The following is an 18,031-nucleotide window of genomic DNA, read 5'->3' on the forward strand; positions in this document are numbered from 1 at the left end:
TCAGCTTTCCAGCGCCTTCGCCACCCGCCGCATCAATTCGCCGATCGTCCCGCACTCCTCATCGCTCAGCACCGTCATCATGCTCTCGATGCGCGCGACATGGATCGCCATGGCCTGGCGCGTCAGGGCCTCGCCCTCCGGCGTCAGCCAGAGCCGGCGCACCCGCCGGTCGGCCTCGTCGCCGCGGCGCTCGATCAGCGCGCGCCGCTCCAGCTCGGGCAGCAGCATGCTCATCGCGCTGCGGCCGACGAGCAGCTTCTCGGCGAGCTGCTGCTGCGTTAGCCCCGGCACGTGGAAGACATTGGCGAGCACGTCGTAATGCGCGAGCTGGATGCCGAGCGGCGCCAAAGCCTCGGTGAAAACCTTCTTCCAGAGCGCATGCACGCGCGCGACCGCGATCCAGTTATGGAAGCGCGGCAGCTCCCAGGGCAGCACCTGCGCGACTGCGGCCTGCGGCGTATTGGCCTCACCTGAAATTGCTTCTTGCTTTTTGTTCATGGCTGAACATACTTGTTCATCGCTGAACGAAATTGGGCTTGCGCCATGTCCGGTCCTGCACTGCGTCTCATTCGCCCGCTCGTCCGCATCTCCAGCCTCATCGCTCCGAAAGCGGCCGGCCACCTCGCCTTCAAGGCCTTTTGTACCCCGCCTCGGCGCAAACAGCGAACCGCCACGCACAGCAGCGCCACGGTGAGGACGGCACAGACGCGACTCGACGGAGCGCAGCGTCATGCGATCTCCTACGCCTGCGGATCGGTCACCGCCTATGCCTTCGAGCCCGACGCCACGCATTTCGACACGCCCGCCCCGACCGTGATCCTGCTGCATGGCTGGACCGGCGAGGCTGCCTTCATGACCGCCTTCGTCGCGCCGCTGCGCGAGGCCGGCTTTCGCGTCGTCGCCTATGACCTGCCGGCGCATGGCTCCTCGACCGGCAGCGAGCTCAACATCCCGCTCGGCGTCGCCAGCCTCGCGGCGGTGGCGCGGGCCTTCGCGCCGGTGCACGCCATCGTGGCGCATTCCTTCGGCGGCGCCATCGCCATGGCGGGCCTCGCCCGCACCGTGCCGAGCCAGCCCGCCGTCAGGGCCAACCGGCTGGCGCTGATCGCCGCTCCGGCCTCGATCACCGCGATCACCCGTGATTTCGGCGCCACGATCGGGCTCGGGCGGCGGGGCCAGGCGGCGCTGGAGCGGCGCATCCATGTCGTCGCCGGCAATCCGGTCGAAGCCTTCGAGGGCCGCGATCAGCTGGCAGCCATCGCCAGACCGACGCTGGTGATCCATTGCCGCGACGACCGCGAGCTCGACTTCCATCACGCCGAAGCGCTGGCGGCGGCCGGGCCCTTCGTCACGCTGGAGCCGGTGAAGGGGTTGGGCCATCGCCGCATCCTGCAGGCGAAGCCGGTGGTGGAGAGGGTGGCGCGGTTTGTGATCGGATGATGCCGCCGCCGTCATTCTCGGGCGGAGCGAAGCGCAGACCCGAGAATCTCAGGCAAAAGGAGGCTCCCCCTCCCGAGATGCTCGGGTCAAGCCCGAGCATGACAGCCGTGGACGCCGGACTCACACCCAGCCCATCAGCTCCCGCCGCACCACCGCCTCGAGCACCCGGATGCCCTCCTCGGAATCGTTCAGGCAGGGCAGATAGGCGAAGTCCTTGCCGCCATTATGCAGGAAAATCTCGCGGTTCTCGACATCGAGCTCCTCCAGCGTCTCGAGGCAGTCGGCCGAAAAACCCGGCGCGACGATGGCGAGCGATTTGGTGCCGCCCTGCGCCAGCGCCTTCACCGTCTCGTCGGTATAGGGCTGCAGCCATTCATCCGGCCCGAAGCGCGACTGGAAGGTCAGCCTGAAGCGCTCCGCCGGCAGGCCGAGCTCCTCGCGCAGCAACCGCCAGGTCTTGGCGCATTGGCAATGATAGGGATCGCCCTTGAGCAGATACTCCTTCGGCATGCCGTGGAACGAGCACAGGATCACCTCCGGCTCGAAGGCGAGCTTCGCCAGCGAGGCGCGCATCGAGGCGGCGAGCGCGGCGATATAGACGGGGTCGTCGTGATAGGGCGGCGCGACGCGCACGGAGGGCTGCCAGCGCATCTGCATCAGCGCGCGAAAGGCCTGGTCGCAGGCCGTCGCCGAGGTCGGCGCGGCATATTGCGGATAGAGCGGCACCAGCAGGATGCGGTCGCAGCCCTGGTCGAGCAGCGCCTTGAGCCGGCTCTTCACGTCGGGCAGGCCGTAGCGCATCGCCCAGTCGAAGACGAGCCGATCGCCGCCGAGCCCGGCGAGGCGTGCCGTGAGCTTCTCGGTCTGCGAACGCGTGATCGTCTTGAGCGGGCCCTCGTTGCGCTCCTTGTTCCAGATCGAGGCGTAATCCTTGCCCTTGGGGCCCGGCCGCTTGGTCAGGATGATCAGGTTGAGCACCGGCCACCAGATCAGGCGCGAGGTCTCGATGACGCGCCGATCCGACAGGAACTCCTTGAGATAGGCCCGCATCGGCCAATAGCCGGTGCCCTCCGGCGTCCCGAGATTCATCAAGAGCACGCCGATGCGTGAACCGCGCAGGGGCTGATGATCGGCCGGAAGCGGCACGGCATAGGCATTTTCGGCAGGCTTGGTATCGACAGTCATGATCCCGCGCTTTCCTTTGCCCGTGATTTAGACGAGTTCGAGCGTTCGTCCAGTCGCCAGCGCTGCGGATCAGGGGGGTGCGACATCGCGGAAGGGAGCCAGCGGGCCGCGTTTCGGCTGGCAAGCGCCGCCGCCTTTGCTAGTCTGGACTACTCTCGAAAAGGCTTCGTCATGACCAAGCTCACCCGCCGCCGCGCCCTCGGCGTGCTCGCCGCTCCCGCCGCGCTGGCGGCGACCGCGCCTGTCGCCCGGGCACAGGCCCCGGCGCCCGCCTTCACGCTGCTGCTCGTCAACGACATCTACAAGATGAGCGACGAGAAGGGCCGCGGGGGGTTCGCCCGCGCCGCCGGCATCGCCAAGGCCGAGCGCGCCCGCGGCGTGCCGGTGCTCTTTTGCCATGCCGGCGACTGCTACTCGCCCTCGCTGATGTCGGGCTTCGACCAGGGTGCCCATATCGTCGCGATGCAGAACAAGTTCGGGCTCGACGTCTTCGTGCCCGGCAATCACGAATTCGACTTCGGCAAGGAGAACTATCTCAAGCTCGCCGCCGCCCAGAGCTACCCGACCTTCGCCGCCAACCTGCGCGACGCGGCAGGCCAACCCCTGCCCGGCCACAGGGATTCGCAGCTCTTCGAATTCGGCGGCCTCAAGGTCGGCGTCATTGGCACGACCTTCGACCCGACGCCGCAGCTCTCCAACCCCGGCGACCTGAAATTCTCCTCGACCATGGACGCGCTCCGGCGCGAGGCGAAGACGCTCAAGTCGCAGGGTGCCGACATCCTCGTCGCCGTCGTCCATGCCGACCGCGCGATGGACCTCGAGATCGTGCGCTCGCGCGTCGTCGATATCCTGCTCACCGGACACGACCACGATCTCGCCATCGCCTATGACGGCAAGGTCGTGATGGTCGAGTCGAACGAGGAGGGCAATTACGTCACCGCGATCGACATCGCCGCGACGGTGTCGGGGGAAGGCGCGGCGCGGCAGGTCTCCTGGACGCCGACCTTCCGCGTCAACGATTCGCGCGCCGCGACGCCGGACCCTGAGGTCGCCGCGATCGTGAAGGGCTACGAGGCTGAGCTTTCGAAGGAGCTCGATGTCGAGATCGCGACGCTGACCGCCCCGCTCGATTCGCGCACCGGCGTCATCCGCACCCAGGAAACCGCGATCGGCAACCTGATCGCCGATGCGCTGCGCGCCTCGACGGGCGCACAGCTCGCCATCACCAATGCCGGCGGCATCCGCGCCAACAAGCAATATCCGGCCGGCCACAAGCTGACCCGCCGCGACGTGCTGAGCGAATTGCCCTTCGGCAATGCCTCGATCATGGTCCAGATCACCGGCAAGGACGTGAAGGACGCGATCGAGAACGGGCTTGCGCCCGCCCCCCAAGGCTCCGGCCGCTTTCCCGAGGTCTCGGGCCTCTCATTCGAGGCCGACATCAAGCGCCCGCCCGGCCAGCGCCTCGTCACCGTGCTGGTCGACGGCAAGCCGATCGACGAGGCGGCGAACTACACCGTCGCCTCCAACAACTTCATGCTGGCCGGCGGCGACGGCTACACCGCGCTCGGCCGCGGCAAGACGCTGATCGGCCTCACCGACGGCAAGCTGATGGCCAATGAGGTGATGGTCTATCTGCGCCGGATGGGCACCGTCGATGCCAGGATCGAGGGCCGGGCCGTCCTCAAGTGAGTTCCTACGCGGCGGCGCTGACGCAGTTTCTGGCGAGCCCGGCGAGCAAGGGCTGGCGCGACCTCGCGGTGTTCGCGCCCGGCGATGCCGCGACGCATGCGGCAGCGGCTGCCGACGCCGATCGCGCCGCCGGCCACGTCGTCGCGCCCTCCCCCGAGCGCTCCCTGGCGGCACTGGCGCAAACACCGTTCGACGCGGTGCGCGTCGTGATCCTCGGCCAGGACCCCTATCCCACGCCCGGCCATGCCAACGGCCTCGCCTTCTCCTATATCGGCCCGCCGCCGCTGCCGCGCTCGCTGGTCAATATCTACAAGGAGCGGGCCGACGACCTCGGCGCGCCTTCGCCGGCGACGGGAGACCTGACGCCCTGGGCCCGTCAGGGCGTGCTGCTGCTCAACACGGCGCTGACGGTGCGCGAGGGCGCCAGCAAGGCGGGCTCCCATCTCAAGCTCGGCTGGGGCACGGTGACCGACGCGATCATCACCGCCGTCTCGACTGCGCGCCCGCACGTGGTCTTTCTGCTCTGGGGCGCGCCGGCCCAGAGCAAGCGCGGGCTGATCGACGAGAGCCGGCACCATGTCATCGCCAGCGCCCACCCCTCGCCGCTCTCGGCGCGGCGCGGCTTCTTCGGCTCGAAGCCCTTCAGCCGGGCGAATGCGTGGCTGGAAGAGAGGGGCGAGCCGCCGATTGCCTGGTGAATGCCGCTGCGCCGTAAGGCTGCTTCAAAATTCGCCAGCCTGAGGCGGCTGGCGTAGCGGCCGAGAACCGGCGCGCAGCGGACATTTGTCCGTGAGCACCGGAAGCGCAGGCCGTTGCGTCAGACGGCCAGGATCGCGGATTTGGAAGCAGCCTTACCCCACCGGCCGCTCGTCGGCGATCACCTTGCCATCGTTCGGCAACGCCCCGAGCGGCAGGATCTCGACAGCGCCCTTGAGCTTGGTCACCTGCTGCAGCGTCGAGGAGACCGCGTCGACCAGCCCGGCCGGCTCGGCATAGATCTCGGCGCGCAGCGTCATCGTGTCGAGCTCGTTGGCGCGGCCGATGACGAGCCTCAGCTTGGCGATCTCGGCATGGCGCCTGGCGATCTCGGCGACCTGCTCGGGCCGCACGAACATGCCCTTGATCTTGGCGGTCTGGTCGGCGCGGCCCATCCAGCCCCTGATGCGGGTGTTGCTGCGGCCGCAGGCGCTCGCGCCCGGCAGCACGGCTGTCAGGTCACCCAGCGCCAGCCTGATCTGCGGATGGTGCGGATCGAGATTGGTGACGACGATCTCGCCGACCTCGCCCTCGGCGACGGGATCGCCGGTGCCCGGCCGCACGATCTCGACGATCAGGTTCTCGTTGAGGACCATGCCCTCGCGCGCGCCGGTCTCATAGGCGATGACGCCGATATCGGCGGTGGCATAGAGCTGGTAGGCGTCGATGCCACGCTCCCTCACCCAGGCCTGGAGCGAGGGCGGGAAGGCCGCGCCCGAGACCACAGCCCGCTTGATGCAGGAGATGTCGACGCCGCGCGCCTCGGCCGCCTCGATCAGGATCTTCAGGAAATCCGGCGTGCCGGCATAAGCCTGCGGTCGATAGGCCGAGATCACCTCCATCTGCTGCTCGGTATTGCCCGGCCCGGCCGGGATCACGGCGCAGCCCAGCGAACGGGCCGCCGAATCCATGATGAAGCCGCCCGGCGTCAGGTGATAGCTGAAGGTGTTGATGACGACGTCACCGCGCCGGAAGCCGGCGGCGAACAGGCCGCGTCCCGCCCCCCAGGGGTCGACGCCGGTGCCCTCCGGCTCGAAGATCGGGCCGGGCGAGGTGAAGAGCCGGCCGAAGGAGCCTGGCGCAGCCGCGACGAAGCCGCCGAAAGGCGGCGCGGCCCTGTGCAGCGCCGGCAGGTCGGCCTTGCGCAGGATCGGCAGCGTCGCCAGCGCCTTTCGGTCGGTCACCGCGGCCGGGTCGATGCCTTTCAGGCGCTCGCCATAGCCCGGCGTCGCGAGCGCGGCGACGAGAACGGGGCGCAGCCTGGCGAAGAGATCGGCCTCGCGGGCCTCCGGCGAGCGGGTTTCGAGATCGTCGAGATGATCGCTCATCGCTTCTGTCCTTGCCGGGCCGCAGCTCAGCGGATGATGCGCAGGATGCGCAGGAAATTGAGGAGGCCGACGAGCGCGCCGGCGACATAGGTGAAGGCGGCCGCCCGCAGCACGCCCCGGGCCGCTGGCAGGTCGCGCCCGTCGAGATAGCCGTCGGCGGTCAGGATCGGCAGCGCCTTGCCGAAACTGGCGTCGAGCTCCAGCGGCAGCGTCACCAGATGCACGACGAGCCCGACGCCGAGCATCGCAATGGCGACGCCGGCCTGCATCAGCCCGAGTGCCGGGACATGCGTCACCGCCATCACCAGCGGCGCCGTGATCAGGACCACCATCGCGATCTTGTCGAACACGATCAGGAAGCGCGCCAGCGCCGTGCGCCAGGCGAAGAGCGCGCTGCCTTGGGCATGCTGGATGGCATGCGCGACCTCATGCGCCGCGACGGCCACCGCCGTGATCGAGCGCCCGTCGTGATTGTCGGGCGAGAGCCTGACGGTGCGGGCATCGGGATCGTAATGGTCGCCGGCCGCTGTCGTCTCGACCGCGACGGAGCCGAGCTGGAACCGGTCGAGCAGGTGACGGGCGAGTTCGCCGCCGGTGCCGGGCAGGTCCGGCCGCGCGGCGGCGTGCTTCGCCATCTCGCGCCGCACCCAGGCCTGTGGCCCGAAGATCAGGGCGAGCAGCAAGAGGGCGAGCACGAGATAAAGCATTCGACGTCACGTCCAGTCCGATCACGACAGCCAGCGCTTGCGGCGCTTGTAGCTTTTCACGTCGCGGAACGATTTCTTGTCGCCCTCCGCCACGCCCAGATAGAACTCCTTCACGTCCTCGTTCTCGCGCAGCATCTTGGCTTCGCCGTCCATGACGACGCGCCCGGTCTCCATGATGTAGCCATAGGTCGCGTAGCGCAGCGCCATGTTGGTGTTCTGCTCGGCGACCAGGAAGGAGACGCCGTCCTCGGCATTAAGGCGGCGGACGATCTCGAAGATCTCCTCGACGATCTGCGGCGCCAGCCCCATCGAGGGCTCGTCGAGCAGGATCATCTTGGGCTTCGACATCATCGCGCGGCCGACCGCGCACATCTGCTGCTCGCCGCCGGAGGTGTAGCCGGCCTGCGAGCTGCGGCGCTGCTTCAGGCGCGGAAACAGCTCGTAGATCTTCTCGAGGTCGCGCTTGATCGCGGCGTTGCCGTCGCGCCGCGTGAAGGCGCCGGTCAGCAGGTTCTCCTCGATCGAGAGATGGCCGAAGCAATGCCGGCCCTCCATCACCTGGATGCAGCCGCGCCGCACCAGCTCGTTCGGCGACATCCGGTCGACACGCTCGCCGTTGAAGACGATCGAGCCCTTGGTGACCTCGCCGCGCTCGGCCTTGAGCAGGTTCGAGATCGCTTTCAGCGTCGTGGTCTTGCCGGCGCCGTTGGCGCCGAGGATCGCGACAATGCCCTTGCGCGGCACCGTGAGCGAGACGCCCTTCAGCACCAGGATGACGTGATCATAGATCACCTCGATATTGTTCAGCGCGAGGATCGTGTCCGTCGCGGCGGCGCTGGCGGCAGGCTTTTCGAGTGTGGCGGTGGACATCGTGCCTCCAATCCTTCTCCCCTCGGGGGAGAAGGTGGCCCGGCGCAGCCGGGTCGGATGAGGGAAGGACGACGGAGAGGGAGACTTCCCTCATCCGTCGCCTTCGGCGACACCTTCTCCCCCGGAGGGGAGAAGGCTAAGTGGTCACGACGACTTCTCGCAGGACTCTGTCCGCTTCGGCCAGTTGCCGGCCTTCTCGACATAGTCCTTGGCATTGGCCTCGATCAGCGGACGCACCTCGTCCTTCAGCGGCTCCATCCAGTCGGAGCCCTTCGTCCACTTGGTGCCGTCCCACTCGGCCACATACATCTTGCTGTGCCCGGAATGGTCGGTGCAGGAGACGGTGGTCGGCGTGGCGAAACCCTCCATGCCGATCTCCTTCAGCCGCGCCTCGGTGATGTTGAGGGTCTCCAGGCCGCGGCGCATGTCCTCGCCGGTGATGACCTTCTTGCCGCTGAGCTTCTGCGCGTTGCGGATCGCCTCGGCCACCAGCATCGAGTTGTAGACGCCGCGATTATAGAGGTTCTCGCCGACCTTCTCCTTGGGCGCCAGGCTCTTACCTTTCTCCACGACATGTTTCATGATGTCCTGGATGATCGGGAAATTGGTGCCTGCCGCGTTCAGGTTGAGCGACTTGTAGCCCTTTGCTTCCGGCCCGCCCGCGCGCGCGTCGTCATCGCCGCCGGCCCACCAGACGCCGACCAGCTTGCCGATCGGGAAGTTGTTCTTGATCGCCTCCTTCACCGCGGTCGGGTTCATCGCGCCCCAGCCCTGGTTGTAGAGATAGTCCGGCCGGTCGCGGCGGATCGAGAGCCAGAGCGAGCCCTGGTTCTGCATGTCGGCGGCCGCGACGGGATAGAGCTTGAGCTCGAAGCCGTATTTCTTGGCGAGGTTCTCGAGCACCGGGATCGGCTCCTTGCCGAAAGGCGCGTCGAGATGGATCAGGCCGAGCTTCTTGCCCTTGAGCTTGTCCATGCCGCCGAGCTCGTTGGCCATGTGCCTGACCATCACCGAGGCGCCATCCCAATAGGTGAAGGGCGGGATGAAGACCCAGGGGAAGTTCGTGCCGTCGGCCGAGGCCGAGAGGCCATAGGCCATCGACAGGATCGGGATCTTGTCGATATGGGCGCGCGGGATGGCGGCCAGCGTCGCTCCGGTCGACCACGGGCTATAGACGATCGTGTTCTTCGACTTGGCCTGCTCGTAGCATTCGATCGACTTCTTGGTGTCGTAGCCGGTCTCGCATTCCTCGAAGTTGATCTTGACGCCACCAATGCCGCCATCGCGCTCGTTCAGCATCGTGAAATAGTCACGCATGCCGTCGCCGATCGGGATGCCGGAACCCGAGAACGGGCCGGTGCGATAGGCGTTGTTGGCGACGTAGATCGAGTCCTGCGCCAGCGCCGGCGCGGTCGCGCTCGCCGCGAGCAGGGCGCCGAGCGCCGCGCCTTTCATCAGACTGGTCTTCTTCATTTGCTTCCTCCGTGGTTGCACCGGACGCCGGCGGGGCCGCCCATCCGTTGTCTCGTGCCCGCCGCTTGACGATGGCGGCGGGTCGTATTCTTGGGCCCTTCCGGCCGAGGCATGAGCCTCAGTAGGGGAAGGGCCACGTCCGCAACTTCTGCTTCGTGATCTGCCAGAGCCGCGCCAGGCCGTGCGGCTCGACGATCAGGAAGAAGATGATCAGCGCGCCGACCAGCATGAAGGTGACATGCTCGGCGGCAGCGCCCGAGAGCGGCACGCCGAGCGCCGGCAGGCCGAATTTCAGGATGGTCGGCAGGCTGGCGATGAAGGCCGCGCCCATGAAGGAGCCGATCAGCGAGCCGAGACCGCCGAGGATGACCATGAACAGGATGTTGAAGGACAGGCGGATGGTGAAGACGTCGTTGGCTTCGCCGCCGCCATACCAGAGGAAGATCATCATCGCCCCGGCGACGCCAGCGAAATAGGACGAGACCGCGAAGGCGATGAGCTTGGCGTTGAGCAGCTTGATGCCCATCAGCTCGGCGGCGATGTCCATGTCGCGCACCGCCATCCAGGAGCGGCCGAGCTTGCCATGAACCAGGTTCGAGGCGAACCAGGTCAGCACCACGACGAGCCCGAGACAGACGAAATAGCGCGTCTCCGGCGTCGCCGACGCGCCGGTGATCGGGATACCGAACAAGGTGCGCTGAGGCACCTCGATGGCGCCCGAGGCGTTGTAGTTGAACAGCCATGGCACGCGCACGAAGGCCCATTGCAGGAAGAACTGCGCGGCGAGCGTCGCGACTGCGAGATAGAAGCCCTTGATGCGCAGCGAGGGCAGCCCGAAGAACACGCCGATCGCGGCCGAGAACAGGCCCGAGACCAGGATCAGGACGATGATGTTCACATCGGGAAAGAAGGTCGTCAGCTTGTAGCAGCCATAGGCACCCACCCCCATGAAGGCGGCGGTGCCGAGCGAGATCAGGCCGGTATAGCCGGTCAGGATGTTGAGCCCGATCGCCGCCAGCGAGAAGACCAGGAACGGGATCATCACCGTCGCGATGAAGAAGTCGTTGCCGATCAGCGGGATGCCAATGAAGGCGATGGCGAGGATGACCGCGATGCCGATCCGGTCCTGGCGGATCGGGAACACGGCCATGTCGGCGGCGTAGGTGGTCTTGTACTGGCCGGCTTCGCGATAGAACACGGTTCAGCCCCTCAAATCCGTTCGATGATCTTGTCGCCGAACAGGCCCTGCGGCCGGAACAGCAGGAAGCCGAGCGCGATGAAATAGGCGAGCCAGCTCTCGATGCCGCCGCCGATCAGCGGCCCCCAGTAGAACTCGCCGATCTTCTCGCCGATGCCGATGATCAGCCCGCCGACGATGGCGCCCGGGATCGAGGTGAAGCCGCCGAGGATCAGCACCGGCAGCGCCTTCAGCGCCACGATCTCGAGCGCGAACGACACGTCGGAGCGCGCGCCCCACATGATGCCGGTGATCAGCGCCACGATGCCGGCGGTGAACCAGACGATCACCCAGATCTGGTTCAGCGAGATGCCGACCGAGAGCGCAGCCTTGTGGCTGTCGGCGACCGCCCTGAGCGCCCGGCCGATGCGGGTATACTGGAAGAACAGCGCGAGCCCGGCGATCATCAGCGAGGCGATGACGGCCGCGGCGATGTCGATCTTCTGGAACGAGACGAAGCCGCCGAGGATCTTGGCGTCGAACGAGCCGCTCGGCAGGTAGAGCTCGCTGGTGATCATCCGCTTCGGATTGCCGCCGAAGACGGCCTCGCCGAAGCCGATCAGGAAATAGGTGATCCCGAAGGTCGCCATGAACAGGATGATGTCGGGCTGGTTGACCAGTGGCCGCAGCACCACCCGTTCGATCGTCACGGCGAGGGCGAACATCACGCCGAGCGTCAGGATGACCGCCAGGATCGCCGGAATGCCCATTTCGTGCAGGCCGACCAGGGTCAGCGCCGCGAACACGACCATGATGCCCTGGGCGAAGTTGAAGACGCCCGACGCCTTGAAGATCAGCACGAAGCCGAGCGCGATCAGCGCGTAGAGCACGCCCGAGACCAGCCCTTCCCAGATCGTCTGGACGAGCAGGTCCGGCGCCGAGGCCATTTGCTGGAACGGGTCGATCAGGACCTTGTGCAAGGTGCCCGAGCCGTCGATCTGCGCGCCGAGGATCGCCGCGGCGACGATGGCGGCGAGGATCAGGCCGGCCTTGATCCAGCCATTGGCGAGAAGGTTCGGCGCGGGCCGCGCGGCGACGTCGCTCATGACTGCAATCCCCTGGAGAACCGGCCCATCAGTGCGCCACCCCCAAATAGGCGTCGATCACCGTCTGGTCGCGCTTGACCGCGTCGGGCGTGCCGTCGGCGATCTTGCGGCCGTATTCGAGCACGACCACCCGGTCCGACAGGTCCATCACCACGCCCATGTCGTGCTCGATCAGCGCGATCGTCGTGCCGAACTGGTTGTTCACGTCGAGGATGAAGCGGCACATGTCCTCCTTCTCCTCGAGATTCATGCCGGCCATCGGCTCGTCGAGCAGCAGGAGCTCGGGCTCCATCGCCAGCGCCCGGCCGAGCTCGACGCGCTTCTGCAGCCCATAGGGCAGCTTGCCGACCGGCAGCTTGCGGATGTGCTCGATCTGCAGGAAGTCGATGATGTCCTCGACCACCTTGCGATGCTCGATCTCCTCCCGCATGGCAGGGCCGTGGCGCAGCGCCTGCCAGAAGAAGCCGCGATTCATCTTCAGCGTCCGCCCGGTCATGATGTTGTCGAGGGTCGACATGCCCTTGAACAGCGCGACGTTCTGGAAGGTGCGGGCGATGCCGGCCGCCGCCGCCCGGTGCGGCTTCATCTTGGTGCGGCGCACGCCCTTATAGGTGATCTGGCCTTCCTGGGGCTGGTAGAAACCGTTGATGCAGTTCAGCATCGAGGTCTTGCCTGCCCCGTTCGGGCCGATGATGGCGCGCACCTCTCCCTTGCGGATGTCGAAGGAGACGTCGGAGATCGCCTTCACGCCGCCGAAGCGCAGCGAGACATGCTCGACCGAGAGCAGCACCTCGCCCTTCTCGGTCCTGATCGGGGTCCCGGTCACGTTCATCGGTTCCGCATTCATGCTGCCCTCGCCGTCGCGGGACGTTCGGGGGCCGTCACCGGGTGGGTCTTGGCGTCGCGCACCTTGACGCGCGCCGAGATCACGCCCTTGCGGCCATCCTCGAAGGTGACTTCGGTCGAGATGTCGGCCTCGCTCGAGCCGTCATAGAGCGCCGCGACCAGCGGGGCGTAGCGCTCGGCGATGAAGCCGCGCCGGACCTTCTGCGTCCGCGTCAGCTCGCCATCGTCGGCGTCGAGCTCCTTGTGCAGGATCAGGAAGCGCTTGATCTGCGCCCCGCCCATCGCCTGCTCGGAGGCGAGCGATTTGTTCACCTCGTCGATATGCTTGGCGATCATGTCGTAGACGAGGTCGTGGCCGGCGAGCTCCTGATAGGAGGCATAGACGACGTTGTTGCGCTCGGCCCAGTTGCCGACCGCCGTCAGGTCGATATTGAGCGCGACCGTGGCGTAGTCGCGGCCCTGGCCGAAGGCCACGACCTCCTTGATGTTCGGATAGAACTTGAGCTTGTTCTCGATGTATTTCGGCGGGAACAGCTCGCCCGAATTGAGCTTTCCGACATCCTTGGCCCGATCGATGATCTTCAGGTGCCCGGTTTCGTCGAAGAAGCCGGCATCGCCGGAGCGGACATAGCCGTCGGCCGTCATCGTCTCGGCCGTCTTCTCCGGATCCTTGTAATAGCCGCCGAAGATCGACGGCGAGCGGTAGAGCACCTCGCCATTCTCGTCGAGCTTGATCTCGACCAGCGGCGCCGGGCGTCCGACCGTGTCGGCCTTGATCTCGCCATTCGGCTGCATGGTGATGTAGACGCCGGCCTCGGTCTGTCCGTAGAGCTGCTTCAGGTTCACCCCGATCGAGCGGTAGAACTTGAACAGCTCGGGGCCGATCGCCTCGCCGGCGGTGTAGCCGACCTTGATGCTGGACAGGCCGAAGCGGTTGCGCAGCGGCGCGTAGATCAGGATGTCGCCGAGCTTGTAGAGCAGCCGCGCGCCGAGCGGCACGGGTTCGCCGTTCAGGATCTTCTCGCCATGCTTCTTCGCCACGCCGAGGAAGTAGTGGAACATCTTCCGCATCAGCGGGCCGGCATCCTCCATCCGCACCATGGTGATGGTCAGCATCGTCTCGAAGACGCGCGGCGGCGCGAAGGCATAGGTCGTGCCGACTTCGCGGCGGTCGTCGATCACCGTCTCGGGCCCTTCCGGGCAGTTGACGCAGAAGCCGGCGACGATCGCCTGGGCATAGGAGAAGACATGGTCGCCGACCCAGGCGATCGGCAGATAGGCGATGACCTCGTCCTCCTGGTTCAGCCCGTCGAACTGGCAGCCGATCTCGGCCGCCGTGATGACGTTGTAATGGCTGAGCATCACGCCCTTGGGGCGCCCGGTCGTGCCCGAGGTGTAGAGGATGACGGCGAGGTCGGCGCCCGTGCCGGCCTCCATCTCGCGGTCGAGCGCCGCGGGCGCGGCCGAGTTCGCCGCGAGCGCCTTGGCGCCGGCCGCGATGACGGCGCCGATATCGTGCAGCTTGGCGTGGTCGTAGTCGCGCAGGCCGCGCGGTTCATCATAGAGCATCTGCCGCAGGCGCGGCAGCCGCTCGGCGATCGAGAGCACCTTGTCGACCTGCTCCTGGTCCTGCACGCAACAGAAGACCGCCTCGGCATGGTCGAGCACATAGGCCATCTCGTCGGCGACGGAATCGGCATAGACCGGCACCGGGATCGCGCCGAGCCACTGCGCCGCGCACATCGACCAGTAGAGCCGCGGCCGGTTGTAGCCGATGATCGCGACCTTCTCGCCGCGCTTGAGGCCGAGCTCCTGCAGCCCCCTCGCATAGGCGCGAACCTGCTCGGCCATCTCGGCCCAGGTCCAGGACTGCCAGATGCCGAGATCCTTGTGCCGGTACGCCGTGCGCTCGCCGCGCTCGCGGGCATTGCGCATCAGCAATTTCGGAAAGGTGTCCGCCTGGCCGGCGGTCGCGCTTGCCACGATTGCGTTCTCCCTGTCCGGCCGCCGTACATCGCAGCGACCGTCGTTCCGGGCCATTTCCGGCCTCGTTCTTCATGCAAGCCTTGCAGGCCCCACACATATTCGCAAGGAGGCACTTGACAGACAACTTGGTATTTGGTCGCTATTGTCCCGCCGAAGTGTGCATTGAACCGAATGCACCTCCTTTGCGATTTCACCTCCCTCGAAATCTCCAGGCTGCGCGACGGGCCAATGACCGGCCCTTCTCGTGTGCGGGGCCGCGGATAAGTGCGCGCTGGCGCCCCGCGCGCCTTTCATCCGCCGCCTTTCGGGAGCGAGTTTCGGGGCGAGGACAGGTCCATGCGCCTTCTTGCCGCGATCAGTCTGGCGATGATGCTTGCCGCTGGGGCGACGGAAACGCGCTCCCATCCGGCCCCGAGCGGCTGGGAATACCCTTTCGAATGCTGCTCGGGAGCCGATTGCGCGCAGATCGACGCCAGCGAGGTCCGGGAGAACAAGCCGGGTTTCATCGTGACGATCGAACCGGGCCGCCATCCGATGTGGCCGACCGAGCGCCGCAAGCCTCTCGTCCTCGAGATCCCGTACCAGAAGGTGCGCCTCTCGCCCGACGGGCTCTGGCATCTGTGCATCAACGATGCGGGCGAACTGCTCTGCTTCTTCTCGCCGGGCGGAGACTCGTAATGCCATCGGCCAGGTCCGCACCATGCAGTCTGGCCGGCCGATTGGAACGGGCGTATCGAGCGCCTCCGGTTACTGCGGCGTCTACAACGGGTGGATTGCGGACGTTATCGATGCTAGTCCGCCGTCATGCAGCTCGTCTTTATCTACGGTCAGGTCGCCTCAGGAAAGCTGACGATTGCGCGGGAAGTGGCGGAGCAAACAGGCGTCGCGCTGTTTCACAACCACCTGGTCGTGGATGCCGTTGCGGCCGTATTTCCCTTCGGCTCAGAACCCTTCGTGCGGTTACGGGAACTATTCTGGCTGGAAGTCATCTCGGAGGCAGCGAGGACCGAACGATCGGTCATTTTCACCTTCGCTCCCGAACCGACAGTCAAGTCCGACTTTCCAAATCGAGTGCAGGAGCTGGTTGAAGCCCGCGGTGGTAAGGTAGTCTTTATCGCGCTTTCGGTGTCCGAGAAGGAACAGGAAAGAAGGCTGATCGAGCCGAGCCGTGCGGCTTTCGGCAAACTTCGCTCGCTCGACCTTCTACGACAGCTTCGAAAGGACTTTTCAGCCTGCACCGCGTCCATGCCAATGGCAGACATAACTATCGACACCGATAGGATCGATCCTCGGGAGGCGGCGCGGATCATAATTTCGCGCATATCAGCATAGTGTCGTTTCCGAACGTTTGGGAGGTCGAGCGCCAACGTCCGAGATGGTCGCCAGCTGTCCTTGCGTCCCTGCCCCGACCTACCCCTCGTAGCGCGCCAGCCGCTCCAGATTCAGGATGGTGATCGAGCCGTGGCCGACCTCGAGCAGGCCGAGGCCGGCGAGCTTCGCCAGCCCCTGGTTGGCGACCTGCCGCGACATGCCGGCAAGGAGGCCGAGCTCCTCCTGCGAGATCGCCAGCGTCCTGTCTTGGTCGGGGTAGAGGATCGGATTGAACAGCCAGCCGAGATTGCGCGCCAGCCGGGCGGTCGAATCCAGCATCCGGTCGTATTCCGCCAGCGCGATGAACTGCGCCAGCCGCTCGTTGAACTGGTGCACCAGGAAGCGGTTGAAGGCGGCCGAGTGCTCGAACAGCCAGAGGAAGGTCGAGCGCCGCATCAGGGCGAGCTGCGTCTCGCGCAGCGCCACGAGATCGTAGCGCCGCGGCTCGGCCTTGATCACCGTGCCTTCGCCGAACCAGGCCCCGGCGCGCAGGCCGGCGAGCGTCGCCGATTTGCCCTCCTTCGAGGTGGTGCTCATCTTCACCAGCCCCTCGGCGACGCCGGTCCAGGATTCGAGCCTGTCACCGACATGGCAGATGTAATTGCCCTTGCCGTAGGATTTCAGACTGACGCCGCGGCGCGCCTCCTCGAACTCCTCCGGCTTCAGGTCGCGCGACCAGGCGGCGATGCGGCGCAGGTCTTCGGGGGAGATCAAGGCAGGTTCACCGCGTGTTGGAGCAGGCACGGGCCCGCAGTGCGGCTCAGTATGCGGCGTCAAACGCGGCCAACTCAAGCCCGGCGCATCAAGCCGGCCCTGGTATCAACCTTCGGTTCATTTGGCCCTGATCTGTATGGGCTGGTAGCGACGGGTCGCCGCCCAGAACAACAGCGCCAGCAGGCTGATCGTGGCTCCCAACACGCAGACGCCAATCCAGCCGGCGCGGGCATAGACCATGGTCGAAGCGATCGAGCCGAGCGCGCTGCCGACCGAGTAGAACACCATGTAGCCGCCGACGAGCCGGCTGCGGGCGTCGGGCCGCACCGCGAAGATCATGGTCTGGTTGGTGATGTGCACCGCCTGGATCGCAAGGTCGAGCAGGACAACGCCGATGACGAGACTCCAGAGCGACGTGCTCATATATGCGATCGGAACCCAGGACAGGACCATCAGCCCCAGCGAAAACCCGGTGACACGCTGGCCGAAGCCACGATCCGCGAGAGATCCGGCACGCGCAGCCGCTAGCGCTCCGGCCAGCCCGACGAGGCCGAACATCCCGATCTGGGTATGGGAGAGCGAAAACGGCGCGGCGCTCAGTGGCAGCACCAGCGAAGTCCAGAACACGCTGAACGTGGCGAAGATCAGCAGGGCGAGGACAGCCCGCACCCGCAGAACCGGCTCCCTGACGAACAAGCTGACCACCGACGCCAGCAGCTGCGGATAGGAGATCGTCGTCGCGACGCGCTCATGTCTCGGCAGCACCCGGAACAATAGGCCGGCCATCAGCAAGGTGAGCACTGCGGACGCCAGATAGACCAGGCGCCAGCCGCCGATATCGGCAAGCGCGCCGGAGACGAAGCGCGCCAGCAGAATGCCGATGACGATCCCGCTCGTGATCGTGCCGACGGTGCGCCCGCGCTCTTCATCTGCCGCCATGCTGGCCGCGAAGGCAACGAGCACCTGCACCACGACGGCGAGCAGGCCGACTGCGACCATTCCCGCCAGCAGGACGGCAGCGCTTGGCGCCAGCCCAACGACAATCAGGGCCAATGCCGACAGCAGCGCTTGCGCGCCAATGAGCCGGCGGCGGTCGAGCAGGTCGCCGAGCGGTACGATGAAGATCAACCCCAGCGCGTAGCCAATCTGGGTGACGGTCACGACGCCGCCGATCGCGGCAGGGCTGATCGCCAGATCCCGCGCCATCACATCGAGCAGCGGCTGCGCGTAATAGATATTTGCGACGCTGAGGCCGCAGGCGACAGCGAACAGCAGCGTCACGGAGCGGGAAAGTCCCCGCGCCGGCGCAGGTTCCGTCGCGTGTCCCGCCGTCGCGTCAAGGCGCGCGGCGACAGCCGCCCGGGACATCAGGGGCGTCTC

General features: G+C 66.5%; 17 protein-coding genes. 5 read left to right on the forward strand and 12 right to left on the reverse strand.

Going from position 1 to position 18,031, the window contains the following annotated elements; all coding sequences use genetic code 11:
* Window positions 1-498, reverse strand: a complete 498-nt coding sequence (locus ACTIF2_RS15640; RefSeq protein WP_439498011.1) for a MarR family winged helix-turn-helix transcriptional regulator — start codon at window positions 496-498, stop codon at window positions 1-3.
* Between the two features lie 192 nt (window positions 499-690).
* On the opposite strand from ACTIF2_RS15640, the gene ACTIF2_RS15645 reads away from it, so the two are divergent.
* Window positions 691-1,440 carry an alpha/beta fold hydrolase gene (locus tag ACTIF2_RS15645; RefSeq protein WP_439498012.1) on the forward strand — a complete coding sequence of 250 codons (750 nt, stop codon included), beginning with the start codon at window positions 691-693 and terminating at the stop codon, window positions 1,438-1,440.
* A gap of 120 nt (window positions 1,441-1,560) precedes the next feature.
* Here ACTIF2_RS15645 and hemH read toward each other — a convergent pair whose 3' ends face one another.
* The gene (gene hemH / locus ACTIF2_RS15650) at window positions 1,561-2,625 is read right to left on the reverse strand and encodes a ferrochelatase (RefSeq protein ID WP_439498013.1); all 1,065 of its coding nucleotides are present in this window, start codon (window positions 2,623-2,625) and stop codon (window positions 1,561-1,563) included.
* 171 nt (window positions 2,626-2,796) lie between these two features.
* Here hemH and ACTIF2_RS15655 point away from each other — a divergent pair, with 171 nt between their 5' ends.
* The gene (locus ACTIF2_RS15655) at window positions 2,797-4,317 is read left to right on the forward strand and encodes a bifunctional metallophosphatase/5'-nucleotidase (protein ID WP_439498014.1); all 1,521 of its coding nucleotides are present in this window, start codon (window positions 2,797-2,799) and stop codon (window positions 4,315-4,317) included.
* Complete coding sequence (gene ung, locus ACTIF2_RS15660) at window positions 4,314-5,015, forward strand: uracil-DNA glycosylase (RefSeq protein WP_439498015.1); 702 nt, start codon at window positions 4,314-4,316, stop codon at window positions 5,013-5,015. The genes ACTIF2_RS15655 and ung overlap by 4 nt, the downstream gene beginning before the upstream one ends.
* 153 nt (window positions 5,016-5,168) lie before the next feature.
* On the opposite strand, the gene ACTIF2_RS15665 is transcribed toward ung, so the two are convergent.
* The 8 genes from ACTIF2_RS15665 to ACTIF2_RS15700 all read right to left on the reverse strand — a co-directional run bounded on the left by ACTIF2_RS15665 (window position 5,169) and on the right by ACTIF2_RS15700 (window position 14,515).
* Window positions 5,169-6,401 carry a phenylacetate--CoA ligase family protein gene (locus ACTIF2_RS15665; protein WP_439498016.1) on the reverse strand — a complete coding sequence of 411 codons (1,233 nt, stop codon included), beginning with the start codon at window positions 6,399-6,401 and terminating at the stop codon, window positions 5,169-5,171.
* 26 nt (window positions 6,402-6,427) lie between these two features.
* A complete protein-coding gene (locus ACTIF2_RS15670) occupies window positions 6,428-7,108 on the reverse strand; it encodes a zinc metallopeptidase (RefSeq protein ID WP_439498017.1) in 681 nt (226 codons plus the stop codon).
* Between the two features lie 21 nt (window positions 7,109-7,129).
* A complete protein-coding gene (locus ACTIF2_RS15675) occupies window positions 7,130-7,978 on the reverse strand; it encodes an ABC transporter ATP-binding protein (protein ID WP_439498018.1) in 849 nt (282 codons plus the stop codon).
* A gap of 144 nt (window positions 7,979-8,122) precedes the next feature.
* Window positions 8,123-9,451, reverse strand: coding sequence for an ABC transporter substrate-binding protein (locus tag ACTIF2_RS15680; RefSeq protein WP_439498019.1), 1,329 nt, complete (start codon window positions 9,449-9,451; stop codon window positions 8,123-8,125).
* Window positions 9,452-9,569: 118 nt separating this feature from the next.
* Window positions 9,570-10,649 (reverse strand): branched-chain amino acid ABC transporter permease, encoded by a 1,080-nt coding sequence (locus ACTIF2_RS15685; protein ID WP_439498020.1) that lies wholly within the window; start codon window positions 10,647-10,649, stop codon window positions 9,570-9,572.
* A gap of 11 nt (window positions 10,650-10,660) precedes the next feature.
* Window positions 10,661-11,575 carry a branched-chain amino acid ABC transporter permease gene (locus tag ACTIF2_RS15690; protein WP_439498059.1) on the reverse strand — a complete coding sequence of 305 codons (915 nt, stop codon included), beginning with the start codon at window positions 11,573-11,575 and terminating at the stop codon, window positions 10,661-10,663.
* A gap of 187 nt (window positions 11,576-11,762) precedes the next feature.
* Entirely contained in the window at window positions 11,763-12,581 is an 819-nt protein-coding gene (locus ACTIF2_RS15695; RefSeq protein ID WP_439498021.1) for an ABC transporter ATP-binding protein, read from the reverse strand.
* On the reverse strand, window positions 12,578-14,515 hold the full coding sequence (locus ACTIF2_RS15700; RefSeq protein ID WP_439498060.1) for an AMP-dependent synthetase/ligase: 1,938 nt from the start codon (window positions 14,513-14,515) through the stop codon (window positions 12,578-12,580). The genes ACTIF2_RS15695 and ACTIF2_RS15700 overlap by 4 nt, the downstream gene beginning before the upstream one ends.
* Before the next feature lie 387 nt (window positions 14,516-14,902).
* Here ACTIF2_RS15700 and ACTIF2_RS15705 point away from each other — a divergent pair, with 387 nt between their 5' ends.
* Window positions 14,903-15,244 (forward strand): hypothetical protein, encoded by a 342-nt coding sequence (locus ACTIF2_RS15705; RefSeq protein ID WP_439498022.1) that lies wholly within the window; start codon window positions 14,903-14,905, stop codon window positions 15,242-15,244.
* A gap of 126 nt (window positions 15,245-15,370) precedes the next feature.
* Window positions 15,371-15,898: a P-loop nucleotide/nucleoside kinase family protein gene (locus ACTIF2_RS15710; RefSeq protein ID WP_439498023.1), complete on the forward strand. Its 528-nt coding sequence runs from the start codon at window positions 15,371-15,373 to the stop codon at window positions 15,896-15,898.
* Between the two features lie 78 nt (window positions 15,899-15,976).
* Here the strand turns inward: ACTIF2_RS15710 and ACTIF2_RS15715 are convergent, their stop codons facing one another.
* Both ACTIF2_RS15715 and ACTIF2_RS15720 read right to left on the reverse strand, forming a co-directional pair.
* Window positions 15,977-16,651, reverse strand: coding sequence for a Crp/Fnr family transcriptional regulator (locus tag ACTIF2_RS15715; RefSeq protein WP_439498024.1), 675 nt, complete (start codon window positions 16,649-16,651; stop codon window positions 15,977-15,979).
* Between the two features lie 117 nt (window positions 16,652-16,768).
* Window positions 16,769-18,019: an MFS transporter gene (locus ACTIF2_RS15720; protein WP_439498025.1), complete on the reverse strand. Its 1,251-nt coding sequence runs from the start codon at window positions 18,017-18,019 to the stop codon at window positions 16,769-16,771.
* Between the last annotated feature and the right edge of the window lie 12 nt (window positions 18,020-18,031).

Source organism: Allobosea sp. (assembly GCF_051860145.1).
GTDB lineage: Bacteria > Pseudomonadota > Alphaproteobacteria > Rhizobiales > Beijerinckiaceae > Allobosea.

Bases quoted from the DNA above. Each gene is read 5' to 3' on its own strand.
- ACTIF2_RS15640 (WP_439498011.1), bottom strand. From the start codon at position 498: ATGAACAAAAAGCAAGAAGCAATTTCAGGTGAGGCCAATACGCCGCAG.
- hemH (WP_439498013.1), bottom strand. From the start codon at position 2,625: ATGACTGTCGATACCAAGCCTGCCGAAAATGCCTATGCCGTGCCGCTT.
- ACTIF2_RS15655 (WP_439498014.1), top strand. From the start codon at position 2,797: ATGACCAAGCTCACCCGCCGCCGCGCCCTCGGCGTGCTCGCCGCTCCC.
- ACTIF2_RS15665 (WP_439498016.1), bottom strand. From the start codon at position 6,401: ATGAGCGATCATCTCGACGATCTCGAAACCCGCTCGCCGGAGGCCCGC.
- ACTIF2_RS15670 (WP_439498017.1), bottom strand. From the start codon at position 7,108: ATGCTTTATCTCGTGCTCGCCCTCTTGCTGCTCGCCCTGATCTTCGGG.
- ACTIF2_RS15675 (WP_439498018.1), bottom strand. From the start codon at position 7,978: ATGTCCACCGCCACACTCGAAAAGCCTGCCGCCAGCGCCGCCGCGACG.
- ACTIF2_RS15680 (WP_439498019.1), bottom strand. From the start codon at position 9,451: ATGAAGAAGACCAGTCTGATGAAAGGCGCGGCGCTCGGCGCCCTGCTC.
- ACTIF2_RS15690 (WP_439498059.1), bottom strand. From the start codon at position 11,575: ATGGCCTCGGCGCCGGACCTGCTCGTCCAGACGATCTGGGAAGGGCTG.
- ACTIF2_RS15695 (WP_439498021.1), bottom strand. From the start codon at position 12,581: ATGAATGCGGAACCGATGAACGTGACCGGGACCCCGATCAGGACCGAG.
- ACTIF2_RS15700 (WP_439498060.1), bottom strand. From the start codon at position 14,515: ATGCGCAATGCCCGCGAGCGCGGCGAGCGCACGGCGTACCGGCACAAG.
- ACTIF2_RS15705 (WP_439498022.1), top strand. From the start codon at position 14,903: ATGCGCCTTCTTGCCGCGATCAGTCTGGCGATGATGCTTGCCGCTGGG.
- ACTIF2_RS15710 (WP_439498023.1), top strand. From the start codon at position 15,371: ATGCAGCTCGTCTTTATCTACGGTCAGGTCGCCTCAGGAAAGCTGACG.
- ACTIF2_RS15720 (WP_439498025.1), bottom strand. From the start codon at position 18,019: ATGTCCCGGGCGGCTGTCGCCGCGCGCCTTGACGCGACGGCGGGACAC.